This window comes from Thermorhabdus hydrogeniformans (genome assembly GCF_049310025.1).
GTDB lineage: Bacteria > Bacillota > Thermosediminibacteria > Thermosediminibacterales > Tepidanaerobacteraceae > JBJYKD01.
On sequence record NZ_JBJYKD010000002.1, the window covers coordinates 74,159 to 92,909 of the forward strand.

Below are 18,751 nucleotides of genomic sequence, written 5' to 3' on the forward strand. Positions count from 1 at the left end.
ACTCCGCTTCAAATCCCCCGCCGGCCGCTACAAACCAAAAAAGATTGCCTTGCGAGATTAAAGAAGATTATGCACAAGTAATATTCTAAAGCTATTTATTGATATTTACTTTTAGGCCGCACCGGTTGACAGTAAAATGTTCTAGTATTGCCTGCTTACAAAAAAGTCTACCAGCTGTACAAAAAAATCGCTGTTTTCATACGCCGAAATTAAATCTTTGGCTTCCGCTGAGAGTCTTTCAACCAGTTCAACCGACCTGTCCAAACCGTAAATGTGCGGAAAGGTGCTCTTTTTGTTTCTCAGATCGCTGCCCACGGGTTTGCCCAGCAGTTTTTCATCACCTTTTAAATCCAGAATATCGTCCACTATTTGAAAAATCAAACCCACCTTCTCACCATAATCTTCCATGATTTTCAGGTCATCGGCAGACGCTCCCGCCAGCCGGGCGCCGGACCAGAGTGAAACCTGTATCAAACATCCGGTTTTATGAAGGTCCATATAAAATAATGTTTTTTCATCAATCATCTCACCCGATGACTCTATATCCACCACCTGACCTCCAACCATGCCGTAACTGCCGGCCGCTGTGGAAACCTTTTCGATGACGTCTATGACGGCTGACGGAGACACGCCTTCTATATGGGAGTTTTGTGCTATAACCAGAAAGGCATGGGTCAACAGGGCGTCTCCCGCCAGCAAAGCTATGGCATCCCCAAAGACCTTATGGCAGGTGAGTTTACCCCGCCTGTAATCGTCATTGTCCATCACCGGCAGGTCGTCGTGTATCAGAGAGTAGGTATGTATCATCTCTATGCCGCAGGCTGTCGGCAGGACCTTTTCATACGGCAAACCGAAAAGCTTTGCCGCCTCGATTACCATGATGGGCCTGATGCGTTTTCCGCCGGCCATGGCGCTGTACCGCATGGCCCTGTGGATTTTTTGGGGAAAAGTATCTTCTCGCGGAAGGTAGTGGTCCAGGGCGGACTCAATTATCCTTGCCTTTTCTGTCAGACTGCGTTCAAATTCATTCAATTTTTTCCTGCCCTCCATCGTAGTCTTTAAATACCAGGTTCCCATTTAAGTCCTTCATAAGAATCTCAATTTTACCTTCGGCTTCATCCAAAATTTTTGAGCATATCTTTGTCAGTGCTATGCCTTCTTCAAAAAGCGTCAGAGCCTCTTCCAGCGTCAAATTCCCTTTTTCCAGCCGTTCAATAATCTGTTCCAGACGATTTATGGCTTCTTCGTATTTATATTTGGATGCCACGCTTAGCCCCCCTTTTTTCGGAACCCTTTACTTCGCATATCAGGTTGCCGTCCGAAAGTAAAACCCTTACCATATCCCGGTCTGCCACATCCTGTATTTTCGTTACAATCTTGTCAGTACCTGCAATCTGGCAGATGCTGTAGCCTCTCTCCAGTATGGACAGCGGATTTAAGGCCTGCAACTTGCCGATGTGATTTTTAAACAACAACCGGCGGCTGTCTATCAAAATCTTAGTTTCTTTTAATAGTCTTTTTGACAGCATATCAAGGGTCAGCCGGAAGTTTACAATAAGATTTCCCGGGCTGGTAAATACTGCGGAGCGCCTGGCATATTCAAGCTGCTGCCTTTTTATGTTTACAAACCCCACGGCGGCATTTATCAATCTTGCCCGCAAGCGCACAATATCGTTTTGCAACCTGCTTTTTTCCGGCACCACCATTTCCCCTGCTGCGGAAGGTGTCGGCGCCCTTTTGTCAGCCACGAAGTCAGCTATGGTAAAATCTGTTTCATGGCCCACCGCGGATATTACGGGGATCTTTGAATGAAATATGGCTCTCGCCACTTTTTCCTCATTGAAAGCCCAGAGTTCCTCGATGGAGCCTCCCCCGCGGCCCACAATGATCACGTCGATGTCTTTAAAACAGTTCATGTCCCTCAATGCCGCACATATTTCGTCGGCGGCTTCTCTCCCCTGGACCAGCACCGGTGCAATCACTATGTCGACATTCGGGAATCTTCTTTTAATGACGGTTAACAGATCTCGAATGGCTGCACCGGTCAGGGATGTGATAAGGCCGATTTTTCGGGGCAAAAAAGGGATCTCCCTTTTTCTGGCCGCATCAAACAGACCTTCTTTTTCAAGCTTTGCCTTTAGTTTTTCGAAGGCCATGTGCAGGGCCCCAATGCCATCAGGCTCCAGGTCCTCCACATACAGCTGGTATTCGCCGGTTTTTTCAAAAACGCTTATCTGTCCCAGGGCTATTACCTTCATGCCATTTTCCGGATAAAAAGGAAGCAGAACATTCTTGCTCTTGAACATAATGCACCGGATCTGGGCCTTTTCGTCCTTTAAAGTAAAATACATATGCCCGGATATGTGGTGTTTAAAATTGGATATTTCTCCTTTTACATAAACATGCCTTAATACCTCGCTGGAATCAAAGAGATTTTTTATTATCTGCGTCACTTCACTTACGGTCAAAACCGGTGTCAATAGCCAGTCCTCCCAGTTTAAAATTAATCAATTAACCGACTTTCCTCTTTCTTTTGCAACCGTCCCGAGGATACCGTTGATAAACTTATACGATTGTTGTTCCCCGTATTTTTTTGCCATCTCGACGGCTTCATTGATGGAAACACTCACCGGTATATCTTCACAAAAGAGCATTTCATAAATGGCCAGCCTCAGTATATTGCGATCCACGGCCGGTATGCGCTCTACCTTCCAATCCACCGAATAGCTTTCTATTATTGAATCTATCATTTTAATATTCGCCAGGACGCCTTTTACTTCTTCAAACATAAATTCTCTTTGAACCTGGTCTACAGGTCTTGTCACGGCTATTTCGGCGGCCTCTTCTATGGTGTTATCACCCAGATCCACTGCAAATAAAATTTTAAAAGCATTTTCTCTCGCGATTTTTCTGCTCAAAAAACAGCACTCCTTTACCTGTTACCGGGAGGTAATATTTTGTCCAGTATATCTCTCAGGCTTTCTCTGCCATCGATGATTTTACCGATATAATACCCTACAATTGCGCATAAAACAATAAACGCGGTTTTCAAAAAGCCAAAGACCAGTATTATTATCCCAATTATAATCCCAAGGATTGCTCCCAGAATCTTCCCGCGGTGTTCCTGCCAGTTTTCGGGAAAAAAGTCCATTCTATCACCTCTTATTTTACCGTTCTCTGTTTATACGGGTTATAAATGTTGTCTACACTTATGCGCACCTCTCTTACCGTTATACCAGCCGTGTTTTCAATATGTTCCTTTACCGCCTTTTGAAGCTCGGAGGTCATCTCCGGAATTATTGCGTCATGAGTCACTACAAGCCGCAGAAATACGGAAACTCCGCCATCGTGTCTTATAACATTTACCTTAACATCTTTCACCTTTTCTATATCCCTTGTAATCTTCAGCACCAGATTTTCAATGGCGGTTAAGGAAATACTGATATTCCCCATATCGCCGCTTTTTACAACGGTCTCTCGACGGCGGCGGGTTTTCAAACCTGAAAATAAAAGCCACAGGCTTGCAACAAGAAACACCAGCCCTACAAGTCCCACTTCCCACCGCCCGTGTAACGCAGCAACCCTTGTCCAAAAATTCTGCAAATCAATCAGGCCGCCGGAAAAAAGGATGGCAGTAACCGAAACAAGCGCCAGGGCCAGCATACAGACAGTTAAAATAATTCTGTCGAAAAGATTCATTTCATGACTCCTTTCAATGGAAATTAACCCCCTGAGCACATCAGGGGGTATTATCACTTTACCCTACCCTCTTCTTCTTTCACGGGTTGGCCGAAATTAACGCCCTGTACGTGGATGTTGACTTCAACCACCGACAAACCCGTCATATTCTCAATAGCCTTCTTTACATTTTCCTGGACATTCCACGCCACCTCAGGTATACGAACGCCGTAGTTCACAATTATGTACAGGTCTACGGCCGCTTCTTTTTCTCCGACTTCAACTTTTACGCCTTTAGAAAGGTTTTTACGGCCAAGTATCTCGGCTATTCCTCCCACGATGCCGCCGCTCATGCCCGCAACACCTTCCACTTCCATGGCGGCAAGACCGGCTATTACGGCCACTACCTCGTCGGAAATCTTTATAGAACCCTTCTCAGTGGAACTTTCTATTTTCTCGTCATCCATTATTTTCTCCCTCCAACATTTAAGTCCAATGATTATTATAGCAAAAAAATCTCCGTATTACAATTAATTCCTCTACTTTCCTACTTTCTTTCTATTATGGTAATTTTGTCAATCGGTATGCCGGTGGTCCTGGTTACAATATCCGTAATCTGGGCCACATCCTTGGGCTGAAGACCCGCGGCTTTTATCACCACATTGGCAACATCGTTGGATAAAAATATAACCGCGTCTTCAAAGCCCTTTGCTTTTATGAGATTTTCAACTATCATTTCCTTCTCCACTTTTTGGGATAACGCAATAAGGTCAGCCTGGGCCTTATCCCTGGATTGCTGGGCGGCGTTGGGGTTGTTTATGAGTTCTCGCAGATAATCGGCTTCCTGGCTTCTCAAACGATCCCTTTCTAATTTATAATCGATAAAAAAATCATTCTGGTTGTCTTTTATTTCTCTTCCAGCGTTGGGAAGTTCATCGCCCCGCGTAACCGAAACCTTTTCGGCTTCCGCCGGACCCGGCGCCTTCTCGTTTACCACTTTCGGATAACCGCCCGCAAACATTAAATAAACAGAAATGATAAATATGCAGGTAAATAATATTATAAGCAGAGTCCTTTTCTTTATTAAGAAGGCCATTTTACTCCCTCCTTTATGGTTTTATTGTGCCAGGACTTTAACCTTGTAAAGCGGGATGTCGAGCAGAGTCGCAGTAGCTTTTGTAATTTTTTCCACAACCGATGAAGACGAAGCCCCCTCGGCCACTATAAGCACTCCCTTTATCTGCGGAGTCATTTTTTTCAATACCAGAGGCTCATCCTCCCCTCCCTTTCGCAATACCACCGCCTGCTTGTTCGACTGGGTTTCTATAATTGTCCTTACCCCCCCTTCATTATCTTTTTCATCGGTGGTTCTCTCACTGCTCTCAACATTAAAAGCCGGCTCCACCTGTGTTTCGTTTTCCAGCGCTATCGCCACGTCCACTTCGCCCACCCCTTTAACTTTTCCCAATATCTCCACCAGTTGCTTTTCCAATTTTGCTTTGTAAGCATCTCCTTCATCAAGCAAATTCTCCTGAATCAATTTGGGATTTTCAGAAGGGGCCCTTGAGATAGGCTTCGAAGGTATGATGAATTTGCTCAACGACAAAAACAAAAATCCCATTGCAAAAAGTGCCAGAAGTTGAGAAATTACCTTATTTTTTGGGTTCTTCAACCATTCGATGAAAATTTTTACTTTATTTTGTTCATCCACGGCTATCCCTCCAATTCCAGAAATATATTTTTTTCCGGAACATCAAACTGAGATTTAATGTATTCTTTCAATTTTGTCAGCTCATTTATGGCATCCCCCGGCGGCGCTTCTCTTTTTGCACCCTTCTTAATGTTTCCGACCTCCACCGAAATTCTCTTCCATCCCGCTTTATCATCACCCGACCTCCGTCGCAGCAAAACCCGCAATGTCGCTATTTTCCCAAAATCCCGGTTATTCCTGTCCTCCACCATTTCAATTTCCACGTCTTTTACCTCAAACGGGCTGTTTTGCTCTATTTGTTTTTTTACATAAAACCTGACATTGTCTACATATTGCTTAAACAGCAGTTCATCGTTGCTGTCTCTGAATCGGGCCGCACGGTCCATTATTTCCTGCTCATTTACAAGGTCGTTTAATTTTAACTGGACCTCCCCTAACGAGTAGTCTCTGTGTAAAAGAATCAGCAGGGGGTTTAAAATAGACATCATCACGATAAGTCCCAGCAAGACCTTAATATATTTTAACAGCCCATTGTCCGGCATTAAAAAATCCATGAATGTGGCAAACATCACCACCAAAATTATCTGTCTTATCCAGAGGCTGATGCTTTCCGGCATATCGTCACCTCATCATTACCGTGATATTCCCGGCGGCCATGATCACTGTTATCGCCACAAAAAACATCAGAGTTACAGATGCCACCGATATAAATACCAGCATCAATGAATTTCCCATGTCGTTCAGACATCTTACAACGGATTCCTCGCCCACCGGTTGGATGACGGCGCCGGCAAGTTTATATATAACTATTATGGATAGTATTTTTACTACCGGGAAGACGGTCAGCAGGAAGACCACCAGCAAGCCTGTGAACCCTATGGCGTTCTTTAATACCAGCGAACAGCTCACTATGGTGTCGACGGTATCGGAAAAAATTCCGCCGACTATCGGTATGAAATTTTTGGATGCAAATTTAGCCGTCCTTATTGAAATTCCGTCGACCGTGGCGGCCGCCGCCCCCTGCACCACGGCTATACCCAAAAAGACACTGAGGAATACCCCCAGCAGGAAAACGCAAATCTGTTTTAAAAAAGATGCAAGAAATGAAACGTGGAATCTATCGGAAATATTATTTATAAGACCTAGTATTGCAGTGAAAAATATAACAGGCAGCAAAATGTCCTTTATCCACGTACTGGCTGCCGTTACCCCCAAAAAGATCAACGGATTAAAAACCGCCACTGAGGTAATTCCGCCGATAGAAGCCAGCAGAGTAAAAATCGTGGGCATTAACGCCTGGATAAAAGACACCATTTGCTCTATTGCTTCCTTTCCGGCGTTTAGAGCCAGCGTGAAACTCTGTATGGCAATAACCATCAGCACCAGATATATAACGCTGTAGGCAACCCTGCCGATATTGTCATTTTCAAAGGCACCTTGAATATTTTTCAACACGGCGCAAACAATGGAAAGAGCTATGAGCTCACTGAGCAAAAAATAATTCGCGGATATTTCCCTGAAAGCATAGCTGATAATGCCGCGCACCAGTTCTTTTAAATTGTAAGTTTGTTTTCCTCTCAGACAATTAATCAAATCATGCAAGTTGTAGCTGGGTATGTAACCTTCGTATTTCGCATTGAGCTGTTTTAAAAAAGAGTTCATATCAGTGGTGTCAATATTTTGAAACTGCTCTTCAACGATGTCATCGCCGGCAAAAGCCGGACAAGGTCTGAAAAAAAATGTCATGGTAATAACGGCGACAAAAACCCATGCAAATTTTTTCAAGAAAATTCCCCCTCAGGGAAGGATTTTTAGAATCAGGTCTAAAACCGCCATTAAAATAGGTAGTGATAATACCATTATTATTATTTTTGCGGCGAATTCGATTTTTGAGGCCGTTGCCGAAGACCCCGCATCCCTGCAGATCTGGGCACCAAATTCCGCAATATAAGCAATGCCTATGATTTTAAATATAGTAGACATGAATACCGTGTCTATGCTGGCTCTTTGAGATAGTTCCTTTAAAATATTTATGACGGCAGCAATTTTATCGAGCATCATTAAGAAAATAATCGCCCCGATAACGATGCTCATTTGTATGGCTATTTCCGGCCTGTCTTCTCTGAGCAAAACCACAAAAATTGTTGTGACAAGACCGATGCCGACTATCTGGACAATTTCCATACAACAGCCTCCTAATAAAGTTGAAACATGGTCTTGACGTTTGAAAACAACTGGCTTATCAGTTGTATAACCATCATCAGCACAATCACCACTCCCACCAGGGTGGTCATCTGAGCCTGTTCCTTTCTTCCCGCTTCATCCAGTACTTTGCTGAGAATGGATATGACAATCCCAATCCCGGCAATTTTAAACAATATATCCACATCCATTCACACACACCTCTTATAATTCAGTATAAAAGTAAAAAGACCATAAGTCCCGTTAACACCCCGAGATATTTCCATAATCTTTCATTTTTCCTCTTCTCCTCTATTGCTGTCATTTCTTGTTGTCTTAAACTTTCCAGTGCCAATTTTATATTTCTTACCTGGTCATCCCTGTCGCTGGCCCCCAGGTACTTGCCAAAAGCCGACAATATTTCTATATCGCCGTCCCTTAGGCCGGCGTTAAAAGAAAAATCCTTTAAGGCTTTCTCCCAGGCTTCCCCTGCGGTATAACCTTCTCTCGCGGACAGGTATTTGGTTGTCTTTAAAAAAAGGTCTGCCACCTCCTTTTCACATCTCCCGCTTATGCTTTTCAGGGCCTCGGGGAGGGGAGAACATCCGTAATTTATCTCTGTTTCCAGCATGGAGAGGGCTGTTTGCAAATTTCTCAATATTTTTGGTCTCTGCTGATACAAACCGGCCACCGTAAAGCCAATCATGGTACAGGAAAAAATAACCAGCGCACCTCCTACCAGTTTAAACAGCATTTGACATCATCCCCCCGCCTTTAGTTCTATCAAACAGTATGCCGAAATCCTCCCCATCAATCACTTTTTCGAGGCTGCCCACGCCCGAGCTGAATCCCAGCACCACCAATCTTTTAAAAAAACGCCGGACTATCAATTTTCGAACCGTAGGCCTTTTTTTTATTTCATCCACATCCGATGCGTGAGCGGTGGTGATAATCGTTACACCCGCGTTTATGGCCTCTTCGATGGCCGTTACATCTTCGGGCCTTCCTATTTCATCGGTGGCGATGATATCGGGAGACATGGACCTGAGTAGCATCATTATGCCGCAGGCCTTGGGGCACCCGTCCAGTATATCGGTCCTCGTTCCCACGTCGTTTTGCGGCACCCCTTCATAGCAACATGCTATTTCCGACCTTTCGTCCACAAGGCCCACTTTGAAGCCCTTAATGTGAAATTTTTCGACCCCGGAGCTGAGCTGTCTGATCAAATCCCTCAGGAGTGTAGTCTTTCCTGCTTTAGGCGGTGATAATATGAGGGTATTATATACCCTTCCTTCTTTATCGATTATGTAAGGTAAAACCTTGTCCGCAGCTCCGGGTATTTCTCTGGCTATCCTTATATTGAAACCCGAAATAAATCTCAATGTTTTAACACCTCCGCCTTCCATCACCGTTTTTCCGGTAATGCCCACTCGATGCCCCCCCGGAAGGGTTAAATACCCGTTTTTTAATTCCTCCTCTATAGCATAAACCGATCCCTGACTTATCAGCTGAAATGTCTTGAACATATCCTCTTTTGAAACGATATACACATTCTGCCCTTTTGTAACCGGATTACCGGCAGCGGTCACCATAAAATCCTGGTTACCTATTACCAGCATCAGCGGCCTTGCCTGCCTCATCCTGATTTCTTCAAGAGAATTTAAAAGTTTTTCGGGGACTTTGCTTAAAATATGTCTTAAGTGCAGGGGGAGTATGGGGAAAATGTCTTTTTCCAGCATCTGAACCGGACTTTTCTGTTTTTTTATATCTTCCATTTCTTGTCCCCCCTTTTTATAAATTTATATTTTCCTCTGCCGCTTATTATGACAGGGGGACAAAAAAAAGAGGGTTTTAAAACCCTCTGAACTTTTACATAACCTACTCGTTTTCTTCCACTTCGTCTACATTGATGGTTTGCCTGCAATTGGGGCATTCGGCTTTTCCGTCTTTTCCTACCAGGTCTTCGTCGATATAAACCGTTTCATGGCAATTGGGGCATTCAATTTCAATGAAATCTCCCTCGTCGAAATCATAATCGTCATAATCTTCATCGTCAAAATCCTCTTCTTCCCCGTCTCCGTAAACATCTTCTTCGAGCTCTTCCAGATCTTCATCGAGGCTTTCGAGGTATTCCTGAGTTTCATCTGCCCTGGCTTCAAGGTCGTCTACAACCCCGGCCATTTCATCAAGGACGTTGATAATTTCCATCATCAGCCTTTTTTCTTTGGAATCTTCAAGCCCCAAACCATCTGCAAGCCCTCGGACATAAGAAATCCTTTCTTTAAGTTCGCTCATTTTTCTGCCTCCTTAAAATTATACTCTGCTTAAATATTCGCCTGTCCTTGTGTCCACCCTGATAACATCTCCAATATTTATGAAGAGCGGGACCTGGACAACGGCGCCCGTCTCCAGTGTAGCGGGTTTGGAACCTCCCGTGGCTGTATCTCCCTTGAAACCGGGCTCGGTCTCGGTGACTTTTAATTCCACAAAGGTGGGCAACTCTATTCCTATGGTAACCCCTTCATAAAACATGACCATAACTTCCATATTTTCCTTTAAATACTTGATGGAATCTCCCAGTTGATCCTTGTTTAAAGGCACTTGCTCGAAGGTTTGTGTATCCATGAAATAGTATGTATCCCCGCTCGAATATAAATACTGCATAGTTTTCCTTTCGATAATCGCCCGGTTCAGTTTTTCACCGGCTCTAAAGGTCCTTTCAAAGACCTGGCCCGTCTTTACATTCTTGATTTTGGTCCTGACAAAGGCGGCTCCCTTGCCGGGCTTTACATGTTGAAAATCGACGATCATAAATACATCGCCATCAATTTCTACGGTTACACCTGTTCTCAAATCATTTGTCGAAATCATTGCAATACCTCCATCCTGAACAAATTGCCTGTTATATGCATATAATATCTTTACTGGCTTTTGTCAGATCCTCACATCCATCCCCGGTTATTACAACCAGATCTTCTATTCTTACGCCTCCAAAACCCGATATGTATATTCCCGGCTCCACGGTTACAACCATACCGGGTTCAAGTTTTGTTTCGCTTTTTGAAGAAAGCCTGGGTTCTTCGTGGATTTCAATTCCAACGCTGTGGCCCAAAGCGTGACCGAAATTTTCGCCAAAACCCCGCTCTTTGATTACATCCCTTGCGATCCTGTCTACATCTTTCCCAAAAATCCCCGGTTTTATATAACTCAAAGCTTTTTTTTGAGCCTCCAGGACTGTGTTATATATATTCAGCTGGTCCCTGTCCGGTTTGCCCAAAAATACGGTTCTTGTCATGTCCGAACAATAGCACGAAAATCGCGCCCCGAAATCCACTGTCACGAAATCGCCGGCTTCGAGCCTCCTGTCTGAAGCCCTGCCGTGGGGCAGCGAACTCCGGGGACCCGAAGCTACAATGGTATCAAAGGCCATTTCTTCGGCGCCTCTTTTTTTGACGAAATACTCAAGCTCACACGCCAGATCCTTCTCACTGACGCCGGGTTTTATGTAGTTTAAGATGTGACCGAAGGCCTCGTCGGTAATTTCCTGAGCTTTTTTTATCATGTCTATTTCACACTCTTCTTTGACAACTCTCAGCTTTTCCACCATTCCGTCGGTTATCTCCGGTTGCACGGCTTTTAGATGTTGCTTGAGTTCTTCAAAGGCTTTTACGGTCAGATGGTGACTTTCAAATCCTACTTTTTGGGCCCCGGCCGATTCCAAAATCTCGGCGCAGGCTTTGAAAGGCGAAACTCCCGGTTCAAGTTCTATAATATTATAATCAGGAGCCTGATCCGCGGCCTGCTCGGCGTATCTGAAATCCGTAACAAGGGATGCCACCTGCCTGGTTATGATTATAACTCCTTCTCCCCCCGTAAAACCGCTCATGTAAAACAGGTTTTCAGGCTTGCTTATTATCATCCCATCCAGATTGCCGTCATCGAGTTTTTTTCTCAGCTTGCTCAACCTCTCTCCATACATCTCCAACCCCCCTGCTTTCAAAAACTTCTTTTACAGCCAAAGCGGCGGTTCGTACGCCTTGCCTTCCAGTCCTCACACAGCACTCTGACCCGTAACGGTGATTCTCCAGAATTCTTCTAGGGCAAATATTTCACTCAAGCGAACTTACCAGCGGGAATGTTCCCTTCCAGGGCATCTCCGATAGCCATGCTATAGTGAGTATATCCTGCCGCGTTTATTATTATTCCATCATAATTTTCCATGCACTTTTGGCTTTCGTCTACTGGGCTTCCCTTATTGTGGATTGAAACAAGCCCACCGAGATACCCATGGTCGCAGCCTTTCATCCATTTCACACAAAAAAACTCACAAATTATATTACCATATTTTTCACTTTTTGAATAGGTCAAGAACTAATTTTTTTAAAAAGCTCCACTATTTCCTGTGATACCTCTTCAATGTTTTTGCCGGTAACATCTATTGAAAAATCACAATATTTTTTATATAATTCGCACCGCTTTTCGAAAAGTTCCTCTAATTCTAAACTACTTTTCCCCACCAGCAAAGGCCTGCTATAATCTCTTCTAACACGCTCTAAAATTATGTTAAGAGGTGCTTTTAACCATATCGTAATGCCTGTTTTTTTCAGTGTCTCTATATTGTCCGGATTTGTTACAATACCACCACCTGTGGCTATCACCGTATTTAAAGAATCAGAAATTTCCTTTGTAATTTCACTTTCTTTTTTTCTGAAATATTGTTCGCCAAATTTGGCAAAAATCTCCGATACGGTCATCGACATTTTTTCTTCAATTAAAAAATCCGTATCGATAAAATTCATTTTTAAAAGCGATGCAGTTTTTTGGCCAACAGAAGTTTTACCGGCTGCCATAAAACCGATGAATATAAGATTTGATTTATCCATAATCTTTCCTCCAGAAACTTTATCTATATTTTATTCATCGGTTTGGTAACAGTCAATATATTTCTTGTTTGGAGTTAATTATCAGAAAATAACTCCTTTTTGTAAATCAATATCGGCAGCAGGAAAGATGGGAAATAAAAAAACCTCACCCTCTACGATCGAATTCATCAGGGTGAGGAAAAAACAAAAACAATCCACAATACTAATATACATTTGAAACCGGCCCATGAAGGAAACGAGTTTGACCAAACCCTGGTACACCTGCATGTTCCTTTCTAATCATTGATACACTCCCTGGAATCTCTTTTTAAATTCCTGTTCACCACTTCGAACATGGAACCCAAAGGAGGTTTCAGACCTGTCCATAGTCTGAATGCTTCTGCCCCCTGGTTGACAAGCATTCCAACCCCAGTTAGAATAGAACACCCCTTCTTTTCAGCAGTGTTCAGCAACCGGGTCTTCAGCGGGTTATAAATCACATCACAAACCAAAAGGTCGGGTCTCAATATGGTCTCGGCAACGGGCATTTCTTCAGTATTGGGATACATGCCCACCGATGTAGTATTTATTATCACCTGGCAGCTTTCTGCAGCCCGGCTCAATTCATGACTTTCCAGGGGTAGCGCTTCGGCCACTCCGTTTAAGATATTGTTTACATCGCGGGTCAAGGCTTCGGCTTTTTCAAAGGTGCGATTGGTTATAAAAATGTGTTTTGCACCTTCAAAGGCCAGAGTTACGGCCAGGCCCCGTGCGGCGCCTCCCGCCCCGATTATTAAAAAAGAGGCGTTTCTCGGGTCAATACCCCTTTCATTTCTCAAAGAGCGGATAAAGCCAGGACCGTCGGTATTGTAACCTATTATTTTATTATCTCTAACCACCAGAGTGTTTACCGCTCCTATAGCTTTGGCCAGCTCATCGATTTCGTCAATATATTTTATTACTTCGGTCTTATAGGGCATAGTTACATTGGCGCCACAGAAGTTGTATACCGGCATATTTCTTACCGCCCTTTCCAAGTCTTCAGGTTTAATCTGGAAGGGCACATAAATAAAATCAATGCCGCATATTTCAAAGGCAGTATTTTGCATTAATGGTGAAAGTGTATGCCCCAGAGGATTGCCAAAAAGGCCCACGATTTTAGTATTTGCCGATGGGATTCTCAATTTTATACCTCCCTGCTCGTACTTTTCCGTAAGCTATAGAAATAACTTTATAATAAAAGCTTTTTGAAATCAATCATTGAAAAATTCATAAAAATGGAATTACAGACTCTCATAGTTTTTTTGCCTCTTTATAAGCTCCTTATTCACTATATCATATAATTTTTCAACGGGTGGTTCAATTCCAGTCCAAATTTTAAAAGATTCCACACCTTGATTAACCATCATTCCAACGCCTGTCAATATTTCACAACCTTTGCTTCGAGCTATTTGCAAAAGTTTAGTGTGTATGGGATTGTAAACTATGTCGCATACAATCATCTTCTTATGTATTACATCTTCATCTACAGGCACTGCGTTTATATCAGGATACATCCCCACTTTTGTGGTATTAATCAAAATATCGACGTTATTATTTATTTTTTTAAGTTCATTAGATTCAAGTTTTATTGGAATGGCGCAATGTCTGATGTTATTTATGTCTATTACCAGATCAACAGCTTTATTAAAAGTTCTATTAGCTATATATATATTGCCCGGTTCGCACATGGCCAGAGTTATAGCCACAGCCCTTGCAGCACCGCCACAACCTAGTATCAATATATTTTTATTTTTAGGGTCCACCTTTTTCTCTTGCTTTAATGATCTAACAAAACCATCTCCATCTGTATTAAAGCCTTTAAGTTTATTATTTTCAAACTTTATTACATTAACTGCACCTATTAATCTCGCTTTATCATCTATTTCATCAAGGTATTTTATAATTGCTGTTTTAAATGGGGATGTAACATTACCGCCAATGAAATTTAAATACTTTATACTTTTTATTACATCCTCAAAATTCTCTGGTTTAACTTCAAAAGGAATATAAAGGTAATTCAAATTCAACATTTCAAAGGCCGAATTATGCATCATCGGTGAAAGCGTAAAAGACAGCGGATTCCCGAAAAGCCCCAAAAGTTTTGTATCTACAGAAATATTCATTTTATATTCCTCCATTCTTTTTATATTCCTCCATTCTTTTTGCAGTAAAGCTATTGTAATGTAGAGTCCACTTTGCCATTATGGCGAAAAAGCTTAACCAGGAGTCTTTCGCCCGTGTTTTGAGGATGTCTGTGTGGCGTTGGGCTGATCCCGGACATTAAGTTTAGCGCCATCGGACGACAGCAGACCTGTCAGGTCGGGATACAGCCCAATGATGTTAAGGTTTGCATTCGGATGGGAAAATCGCCATTAATAACTTCATAGACAAAAGGCATATTTTCTTGGTATTTGTGGTATTTGCAGCATATCTCGGACAATGCTTCGTTATTTACTCAAAATCAAAAACGTTCAATTCTTAACTTGTTTTTACATCCTTAGCTTTCGTTTGACTGATAGTCATGAAAATCATAAATATAAGCAGAACTAACGAAATCGGATTTGTAAATAAGCTTGTTATAAAACCCCACATGCTGTTATGTTCCATTGATAAAGCTCTTCGGAAATTCGTATCGATTATGGGGCTTAAAATTACTCCTAAAATCATTGGAGCGACAGGATAATCATACATCTTCATGAAATAGCCCAATATTCCAAACCCTATCATCCAATAAATGTCAGTAACGTTGTTATTGATCGAATAGCTGCCGATAATGGAAAGCACGATAATAATCGGTATAATTATCGCCTTAGGTATTTCGACTATTTTACTAAAAAGTCTTAGTCCCGTCATGCCAAAAATGTATAAAAATATATTTGACAATACTAAACACCCTACTATTACCCAGAAAAATTCCGGCTGTTCCCTCATCAACATAGGCCCGGGCCTTAAACCGTGAATGATCAACGCACCTATTAATATGGCGGTAACCGAATCGCCCGGAATCCCCAGAGTCATCATTGGTATATAGGCTCCGCCTATTGCGGCATTATTGGCGGCTTCCGGAGCAATTACCCCTTCGTATGCTCCCTCCCCAAAGGGACGCGATGGATTTTTGACCGTTCTCTTGGCATGATCGTAGGCAATTAACGCAGCAATATCCCCACCTGTACCCGGAAGCGCTCCAATTAATGTCCCAATCGTTGAACATCTCAGAGTAAGTGGCAGGTTTTTTAAGATCAATTTAAGATTTGGAACTATTCTATCTACTTTTTGCTTTACAGGCTCAACCTTCTGGTGCAACTGGTACAAGCTTTCCGATAACCCAAACAAACCGATCATGACAACAACAAAATTTATTCCGCCTAAGAGACTGTAGTTTCCGAAAGTTAACCTTGGTTGACCTGTCACAGGGTCCATGCCAACCAACCCAACTACAATACCCAAAAAGGCTGTAATTAAAGCTTTAATTAATGAACCGCGGCTCAGGCTCCCCACAAGGAATAAGCCCATAATGGCCAACAGGAAATAGTCTCTTGGGGCGAAATTCGTAGCTAGCTTTGAAACAATCGGGGAAGCAAGCGCCAGAACCAATATTCCAAAGAATTCACCGATCACAGATTCTGTCGTGCTTAGCCCCATAGCAATACCAGCTTCCCCTAATTTTGCCAGGGGATAACCGTCAAAGCCAGTGGCAACTGCCGCGGGAGCACCGGGAATATTCAAAAGAATGGCCGATCTGCTGCCGCCATAAACACCGCCCGTATAAATGCCCACCATTACTGCCAAAGCAGGCAATGTGTCCCACGAAAAAGTAAAAGAGATTAACAGAGAAACCGCCATGGTTACCGAAAGTCCCGGAATAGCGCCGATATATATCCCCACAAATACGCCTGCAGCAACATATAATATTAATTCCGGATTCACGAAAGGTACAAGAAATCCCTCAATACCCGTCATTCTTCCTCTCTCCCGTAAAATTATTTATGGTAGAATAACTTGAAATAGATATGCAAAGATTACTACAATTGACACTAATGTACCAAGAGATATTATAAATTTTTGAACAGGTTTATTTCTGTCAAACATGAGCATTGATATATACAGGAATAAGAAAGTTGCAAGTTTAAAATGCAATATTTCTAATACAAAAGCATAAAGTATAACCAGAACAAGAAGGATAATTACATCCCTGGAGAACAGGTACCGAAGCGCCTCAAAGGGCTTTTTTTCTGTATCGTTCCCCCTGATATAATGAATGATGAGAATACTAATCATAATAATACTCACAGCAGATATTATTTGGGGTATGAATCCCGACTCATTGTATAATCCCTGCATGATGCCTTTTAGTTTTAATGATTCAATAAAAAACGCTCCATTAATTATAAAAAGTAATAAAAGAAAATATAGTTCACCTGGATTTTTTTTAGTTCGCTGCAGTTCAAACTGCTCATTTTTTTCCTCCATATTGAAACCCTCCGTTTAACCCTATCTTCGTAAAGTCGTAAAGCAGGGGGGAATCCCGGATTCCCCCCCTTTTCCTTACTGGGCAGGTCTAGGTATGCCAAATACTTCCGGAGACTCTTTAGCATCGCCAGCATCGTAAATCAACCACGCCATCTGTGACTGCCATTCCTTCATATAATTTTTGGCTTCTTCTCCAGTGATGCCCATTGGGATTAAACCATTTTTCTGGCAATATTCCTGGAACTTAGGATCCTTAAAGGCGACATGGAAGGCATCTCTTAATTTTGTCACAGCTTCTTCAGGGGTTCCTTTCTTAACAAAGACTCCATAGAAAAAGCCCGCAGTTTTTAGAAGCTGTTTATATTGTGGTTTTATCACACCCATTGCCGGTACATCAGGAATAGCCTTAACAGGTTCATTGGTCATCACTGCCAAAGCTTTCAGATCACCGTTCTTTATATACTGGGTGGCAGCCCCGATAGCCAGGCCTGTAACATCAATCTGTTTGCCCATCAGTGCTGCAATGAGAGGGCCATCGCCATCAAAGGTAACTTTATTAAAGGTAATGCCTTCCATCTTCTTCAAGATGAGGGAGGTTACATAGGGTTGACCACCCACACCGCTTATTCCCATATTTATTTTGCCGGGATTCTTTTTGGCTGCATTGATCAGATCATCGATAGTGTTATAAGGAGAGTCCTTAGGTACAACGATAACAGTCGATCCCCTGACTGCAATGATAATAGGTTCAAAATCATCATAGCTTAGTTTGGATATACCAAGCACCTGGTACAGTTGGGGGTTTTCAGCATTAAAAAGCAGGGTATATCCGTCAGCTTTTTGGTCAAAAACATACTGTGTAGCAATAGAGCCGGTAGCGCCTGTTTTATTAGATAAAATAATGGGTTTCCCAAGCTCTTTTTCTGCTACGGGCGCAAGGAGTCTTGAGACGCTATCCGTACCGCCACCGGCACCCCAGGCAATTATTCCGTTTATGCTCTGAGTGGGGTAGGTTTCTTTTTTTGCCTGCTGGGAGCCGCAACCTGCCGCTATTATACTGGCTAACACCAGTATTAACACGATACCCGTGAACTTTTTCATATTAATCATTATAAAACTCACTCCCTTTTAATTCTAGATTGGCGCTTAAACTTTTTCCTTTTTTGTATAATTCAAAACTTTAATTTTAAAAAAAATACAATTTTATACCCACAGAATGGATATTTTTCAGCAATACAATCGGTCTTTTATGCAACACATAGTACGAAACTACTAGGCTTTGGCTGGAGGCAGTTCAGTCTGGGGCGTATATACCCACAGCAGCCATAATGGCTCGTCCCCTATACTTATATGTTGGTGGTATTCTCCTTCGGGTATAAACATTACATCATATTGTTCCATAATGGTTTCGTTTCCATCTTTATCAACGGCCTTTGCCCTTCCTTTAATAATAAAGTCAATTTCTTCAGAGTTTGGATGGTTATGCAATTGACATCCTTCACCGGGCTCAAAGATAGTTACGCCCATGCAAAAATGCTTTGAACCCACCAGTTCTTTGGTTACCAGTCGAAAGACCTTTCTTCTCATACCGGGGTCTTCAAGCCCCAACCAGATTTCTTCTGCATCTTTAAAAGTCTTCAAAAATTTCGCCATCTTATTTCTAACCTCCTGATAGTCTCACTAGTTATGTCCCCAACAATAACGCCGAAGAATGTTTTTTAATGATTTACAGTCGTTTTTTATCTCCCCCCTTCTACAGAATCTTATCTTGGCACTTTTCGGTGTAAACTGGCCAACAAAACAGTGT

The 18,751-nt window shown here is 42.5% G+C and carries 25 protein-coding genes and 1 pseudogene; all 26 read right to left on the minus strand.

The genetic code is table 11. From position 1 onward, the window contains the following. Positions 1 to 141 precede the first annotated feature (141 nt). The 26 genes and pseudogenes from ACKX14_RS01335 to ACKX14_RS01460 all read right to left on the minus strand — a co-directional run bounded on the left by ACKX14_RS01335 (position 142) and on the right by ACKX14_RS01460 (position 18,597). Positions 142 to 1,032 (minus strand): polyprenyl synthetase family protein, encoded by an 891-nt coding sequence (locus ACKX14_RS01335; protein WP_422443888.1) that lies wholly within the window; start codon positions 1,030 to 1,032, stop codon positions 142 to 144. After that, positions 1,025 to 1,267 carry an exodeoxyribonuclease VII small subunit gene (gene xseB, locus ACKX14_RS01340; protein ID WP_422443890.1) on the minus strand — a complete coding sequence of 81 codons (243 nt, stop codon included), beginning with the start codon at positions 1,265 to 1,267 and terminating at the stop codon, positions 1,025 to 1,027. The genes ACKX14_RS01335 and xseB overlap by 8 nt, the downstream gene beginning before the upstream one ends. Further along, positions 1,251 to 2,480, minus strand: a complete 1,230-nt coding sequence (xseA, locus tag ACKX14_RS01345) for an exodeoxyribonuclease VII large subunit (RefSeq protein ID WP_422443892.1) — start codon at positions 2,478 to 2,480, stop codon at positions 1,251 to 1,253. Before xseA ends, xseB begins: the two co-directional genes overlap by 17 nt. 27 nt (positions 2,481 to 2,507) lie before the next feature. Continuing rightward, positions 2,508 to 2,918 (minus strand): transcription antitermination factor NusB, encoded by a 411-nt coding sequence (gene nusB, locus ACKX14_RS01350; protein ID WP_422443894.1) that lies wholly within the window; start codon positions 2,916 to 2,918, stop codon positions 2,508 to 2,510. A 14-nt stretch (positions 2,919 to 2,932) separates the two neighbouring features. Beyond that, the gene (locus ACKX14_RS01355; RefSeq protein ID WP_422443896.1) at positions 2,933 to 3,151 is read right to left on the minus strand and encodes a DUF2273 domain-containing protein; all 219 of its coding nucleotides are present in this window, start codon (positions 3,149 to 3,151) and stop codon (positions 2,933 to 2,935) included. An 11-nt stretch (positions 3,152 to 3,162) separates the two neighbouring features. Continuing rightward, positions 3,163 to 3,756 carry an alkaline shock response membrane anchor protein AmaP gene (gene amaP, locus ACKX14_RS01360; RefSeq protein ID WP_422443898.1) on the minus strand — a complete coding sequence of 198 codons (594 nt, stop codon included), beginning with the start codon at positions 3,754 to 3,756 and terminating at the stop codon, positions 3,163 to 3,165. Further along, the gene (locus ACKX14_RS01365; protein ID WP_422443900.1) at positions 3,753 to 4,145 is read right to left on the minus strand and encodes an Asp23/Gls24 family envelope stress response protein; all 393 of its coding nucleotides are present in this window, start codon (positions 4,143 to 4,145) and stop codon (positions 3,753 to 3,755) included. Before ACKX14_RS01365 ends, amaP begins: the two co-directional genes overlap by 4 nt. A gap of 80 nt (positions 4,146 to 4,225) precedes the next feature. Beyond that, the gene (locus tag ACKX14_RS01370; protein ID WP_422443902.1) at positions 4,226 to 4,774 is read right to left on the minus strand and encodes a SpoIIIAH-like family protein; all 549 of its coding nucleotides are present in this window, start codon (positions 4,772 to 4,774) and stop codon (positions 4,226 to 4,228) included. A 21-nt stretch (positions 4,775 to 4,795) separates the two neighbouring features. Further along, positions 4,796 to 5,389, minus strand: coding sequence for a stage III sporulation protein AG (locus tag ACKX14_RS01375; RefSeq protein WP_422443904.1), 594 nt, complete (start codon positions 5,387 to 5,389; stop codon positions 4,796 to 4,798). A gap of 2 nt (positions 5,390 to 5,391) precedes the next feature. Then, a complete protein-coding gene (spoIIIAF, locus tag ACKX14_RS01380) occupies positions 5,392 to 6,006 on the minus strand; it encodes a stage III sporulation protein AF (RefSeq protein ID WP_422443906.1) in 615 nt (204 codons plus the stop codon). A 4-nt stretch (positions 6,007 to 6,010) separates the two neighbouring features. After that, positions 6,011 to 7,174 carry a stage III sporulation protein AE gene (gene spoIIIAE / locus ACKX14_RS01385; RefSeq protein WP_422443908.1) on the minus strand — a complete coding sequence of 388 codons (1,164 nt, stop codon included), beginning with the start codon at positions 7,172 to 7,174 and terminating at the stop codon, positions 6,011 to 6,013. A gap of 12 nt (positions 7,175 to 7,186) precedes the next feature. Continuing rightward, positions 7,187 to 7,573 carry a stage III sporulation protein AD gene (spoIIIAD, locus tag ACKX14_RS01390; protein WP_422443910.1) on the minus strand — a complete coding sequence of 129 codons (387 nt, stop codon included), beginning with the start codon at positions 7,571 to 7,573 and terminating at the stop codon, positions 7,187 to 7,189. 11 nt (positions 7,574 to 7,584) lie between these two features. Further along, on the minus strand, positions 7,585 to 7,782 hold the full coding sequence (spoIIIAC, locus tag ACKX14_RS01395) for a stage III sporulation protein AC (protein ID WP_120765550.1): 198 nt from the start codon (positions 7,780 to 7,782) through the stop codon (positions 7,585 to 7,587). 20 nt (positions 7,783 to 7,802) lie between these two features. Next, positions 7,803 to 8,324, minus strand: a complete 522-nt coding sequence (gene spoIIIAB, locus ACKX14_RS01400) for a stage III sporulation protein SpoIIIAB (RefSeq protein WP_422443912.1) — start codon at positions 8,322 to 8,324, stop codon at positions 7,803 to 7,805. Beyond that, positions 8,314 to 9,345, minus strand: a complete 1,032-nt coding sequence (gene spoIIIAA / locus ACKX14_RS01405; protein ID WP_422443914.1) for a stage III sporulation protein AA — start codon at positions 9,343 to 9,345, stop codon at positions 8,314 to 8,316. Before spoIIIAA ends, spoIIIAB begins: the two co-directional genes overlap by 11 nt. A 103-nt stretch (positions 9,346 to 9,448) precedes the next feature. Next, complete coding sequence (locus tag ACKX14_RS01410; protein ID WP_422443916.1) at positions 9,449 to 9,865, minus strand: CD1247 N-terminal domain-containing protein; 417 nt, start codon at positions 9,863 to 9,865, stop codon at positions 9,449 to 9,451. An 18-nt stretch (positions 9,866 to 9,883) separates the two neighbouring features. After that, positions 9,884 to 10,441, minus strand: coding sequence for an elongation factor P (gene efp / locus ACKX14_RS01415; RefSeq protein WP_422443918.1), 558 nt, complete (start codon positions 10,439 to 10,441; stop codon positions 9,884 to 9,886). Positions 10,442 to 10,472: 31 nt separating this feature from the next. After that, entirely contained in the window at positions 10,473 to 11,549 is a 1,077-nt protein-coding gene (locus ACKX14_RS01420; RefSeq protein WP_422443920.1) for a M24 family metallopeptidase, read from the minus strand. Between the two features lie 167 nt (positions 11,550 to 11,716). Further along, positions 11,717 to 11,824: pseudogene (locus tag ACKX14_RS01425) on the minus strand (type II 3-dehydroquinate dehydratase); the annotation flags it as partial. 110 nt (positions 11,825 to 11,934) lie between these two features. Continuing rightward, on the minus strand, positions 11,935 to 12,453 hold the full coding sequence (locus tag ACKX14_RS01430) for a shikimate kinase (RefSeq protein ID WP_422443922.1): 519 nt from the start codon (positions 12,451 to 12,453) through the stop codon (positions 11,935 to 11,937). 275 nt (positions 12,454 to 12,728) lie between these two features. Continuing rightward, the gene (gene aroE, locus ACKX14_RS01435; protein ID WP_422443924.1) at positions 12,729 to 13,616 is read right to left on the minus strand and encodes a shikimate dehydrogenase; all 888 of its coding nucleotides are present in this window, start codon (positions 13,614 to 13,616) and stop codon (positions 12,729 to 12,731) included. Between the two features lie 99 nt (positions 13,617 to 13,715). Then, positions 13,716 to 14,597 carry a shikimate dehydrogenase gene (aroE, locus tag ACKX14_RS01440; protein WP_422443926.1) on the minus strand — a complete coding sequence of 294 codons (882 nt, stop codon included), beginning with the start codon at positions 14,595 to 14,597 and terminating at the stop codon, positions 13,716 to 13,718. Positions 14,598 to 14,952: 355 nt separating this feature from the next. Continuing rightward, a complete protein-coding gene (locus ACKX14_RS01445; protein ID WP_422443928.1) occupies positions 14,953 to 16,434 on the minus strand; it encodes a tripartite tricarboxylate transporter permease in 1,482 nt (493 codons plus the stop codon). A gap of 24 nt (positions 16,435 to 16,458) precedes the next feature. After that, a complete protein-coding gene (locus tag ACKX14_RS01450) occupies positions 16,459 to 16,944 on the minus strand; it encodes a tripartite tricarboxylate transporter TctB family protein (RefSeq protein ID WP_422443930.1) in 486 nt (161 codons plus the stop codon). A 75-nt stretch (positions 16,945 to 17,019) separates the two neighbouring features. Next, positions 17,020 to 18,054 (minus strand): Bug family tripartite tricarboxylate transporter substrate binding protein, encoded by a 1,035-nt coding sequence (locus ACKX14_RS01455; RefSeq protein ID WP_422443932.1) that lies wholly within the window; start codon positions 18,052 to 18,054, stop codon positions 17,020 to 17,022. A gap of 162 nt (positions 18,055 to 18,216) precedes the next feature. Beyond that, positions 18,217 to 18,597 carry a cupin domain-containing protein gene (locus ACKX14_RS01460; RefSeq protein WP_422443934.1) on the minus strand — a complete coding sequence of 127 codons (381 nt, stop codon included), beginning with the start codon at positions 18,595 to 18,597 and terminating at the stop codon, positions 18,217 to 18,219. Positions 18,598 to 18,751: the final 154 nt, after the last annotated feature.

Coding starts and splice junctions, on each gene's coding strand:
- ACKX14_RS01355 (WP_422443896.1), bottom strand. CDS start 3,151: ATGGACTTTTTTCCCGAAAACTGGCAGGAACACCGCGGGAAGATTCTG.
- ACKX14_RS01365 (WP_422443900.1), bottom strand. CDS start 4,145: ATGGATGACGAGAAAATAGAAAGTTCCACTGAGAAGGGTTCTATAAAG.
- ACKX14_RS01370 (WP_422443902.1), bottom strand. CDS start 4,774: ATGGCCTTCTTAATAAAGAAAAGGACTCTGCTTATAATATTATTTACC.
- spoIIIAF (WP_422443906.1), bottom strand. CDS start 6,006: ATGCCGGAAAGCATCAGCCTCTGGATAAGACAGATAATTTTGGTGGTG.
- spoIIIAD (WP_422443910.1), bottom strand. CDS start 7,573: ATGGAAATTGTCCAGATAGTCGGCATCGGTCTTGTCACAACAATTTTT.
- spoIIIAC (WP_120765550.1), bottom strand. CDS start 7,782: ATGGATGTGGATATATTGTTTAAAATTGCCGGGATTGGGATTGTCATA.
- spoIIIAB (WP_422443912.1), bottom strand. CDS start 8,324: ATGCTGTTTAAACTGGTAGGAGGTGCGCTGGTTATTTTTTCCTGTACC.
- spoIIIAA (WP_422443914.1), bottom strand. CDS start 9,345: ATGGAAGATATAAAAAAACAGAAAAGTCCGGTTCAGATGCTGGAAAAA.
- ACKX14_RS01410 (WP_422443916.1), bottom strand. CDS start 9,865: ATGAGCGAACTTAAAGAAAGGATTTCTTATGTCCGAGGGCTTGCAGAT.
- efp (WP_422443918.1), bottom strand. CDS start 10,441: ATGATTTCGACAAATGATTTGAGAACAGGTGTAACCGTAGAAATTGAT.
- ACKX14_RS01420 (WP_422443920.1), bottom strand. CDS start 11,549: ATGTATGGAGAGAGGTTGAGCAAGCTGAGAAAAAAACTCGATGACGGC.
- ACKX14_RS01430 (WP_422443922.1), bottom strand. CDS start 12,453: ATGGATAAATCAAATCTTATATTCATCGGTTTTATGGCAGCCGGTAAA.
- aroE (WP_422443926.1), bottom strand. CDS start 14,597: ATGAATATTTCTGTAGATACAAAACTTTTGGGGCTTTTCGGGAATCCG.
- ACKX14_RS01445 (WP_422443928.1), bottom strand. CDS start 16,434: ATGACGGGTATTGAGGGATTTCTTGTACCTTTCGTGAATCCGGAATTA.
- ACKX14_RS01450 (WP_422443930.1), bottom strand. CDS start 16,944: ATGGAGGAAAAAAATGAGCAGTTTGAACTGCAGCGAACTAAAAAAAAT.
- ACKX14_RS01455 (WP_422443932.1), bottom strand. CDS start 18,054: ATGATTAATATGAAAAAGTTCACGGGTATCGTGTTAATACTGGTGTTA.
- ACKX14_RS01460 (WP_422443934.1), bottom strand. CDS start 18,597: ATGGCGAAATTTTTGAAGACTTTTAAAGATGCAGAAGAAATCTGGTTG.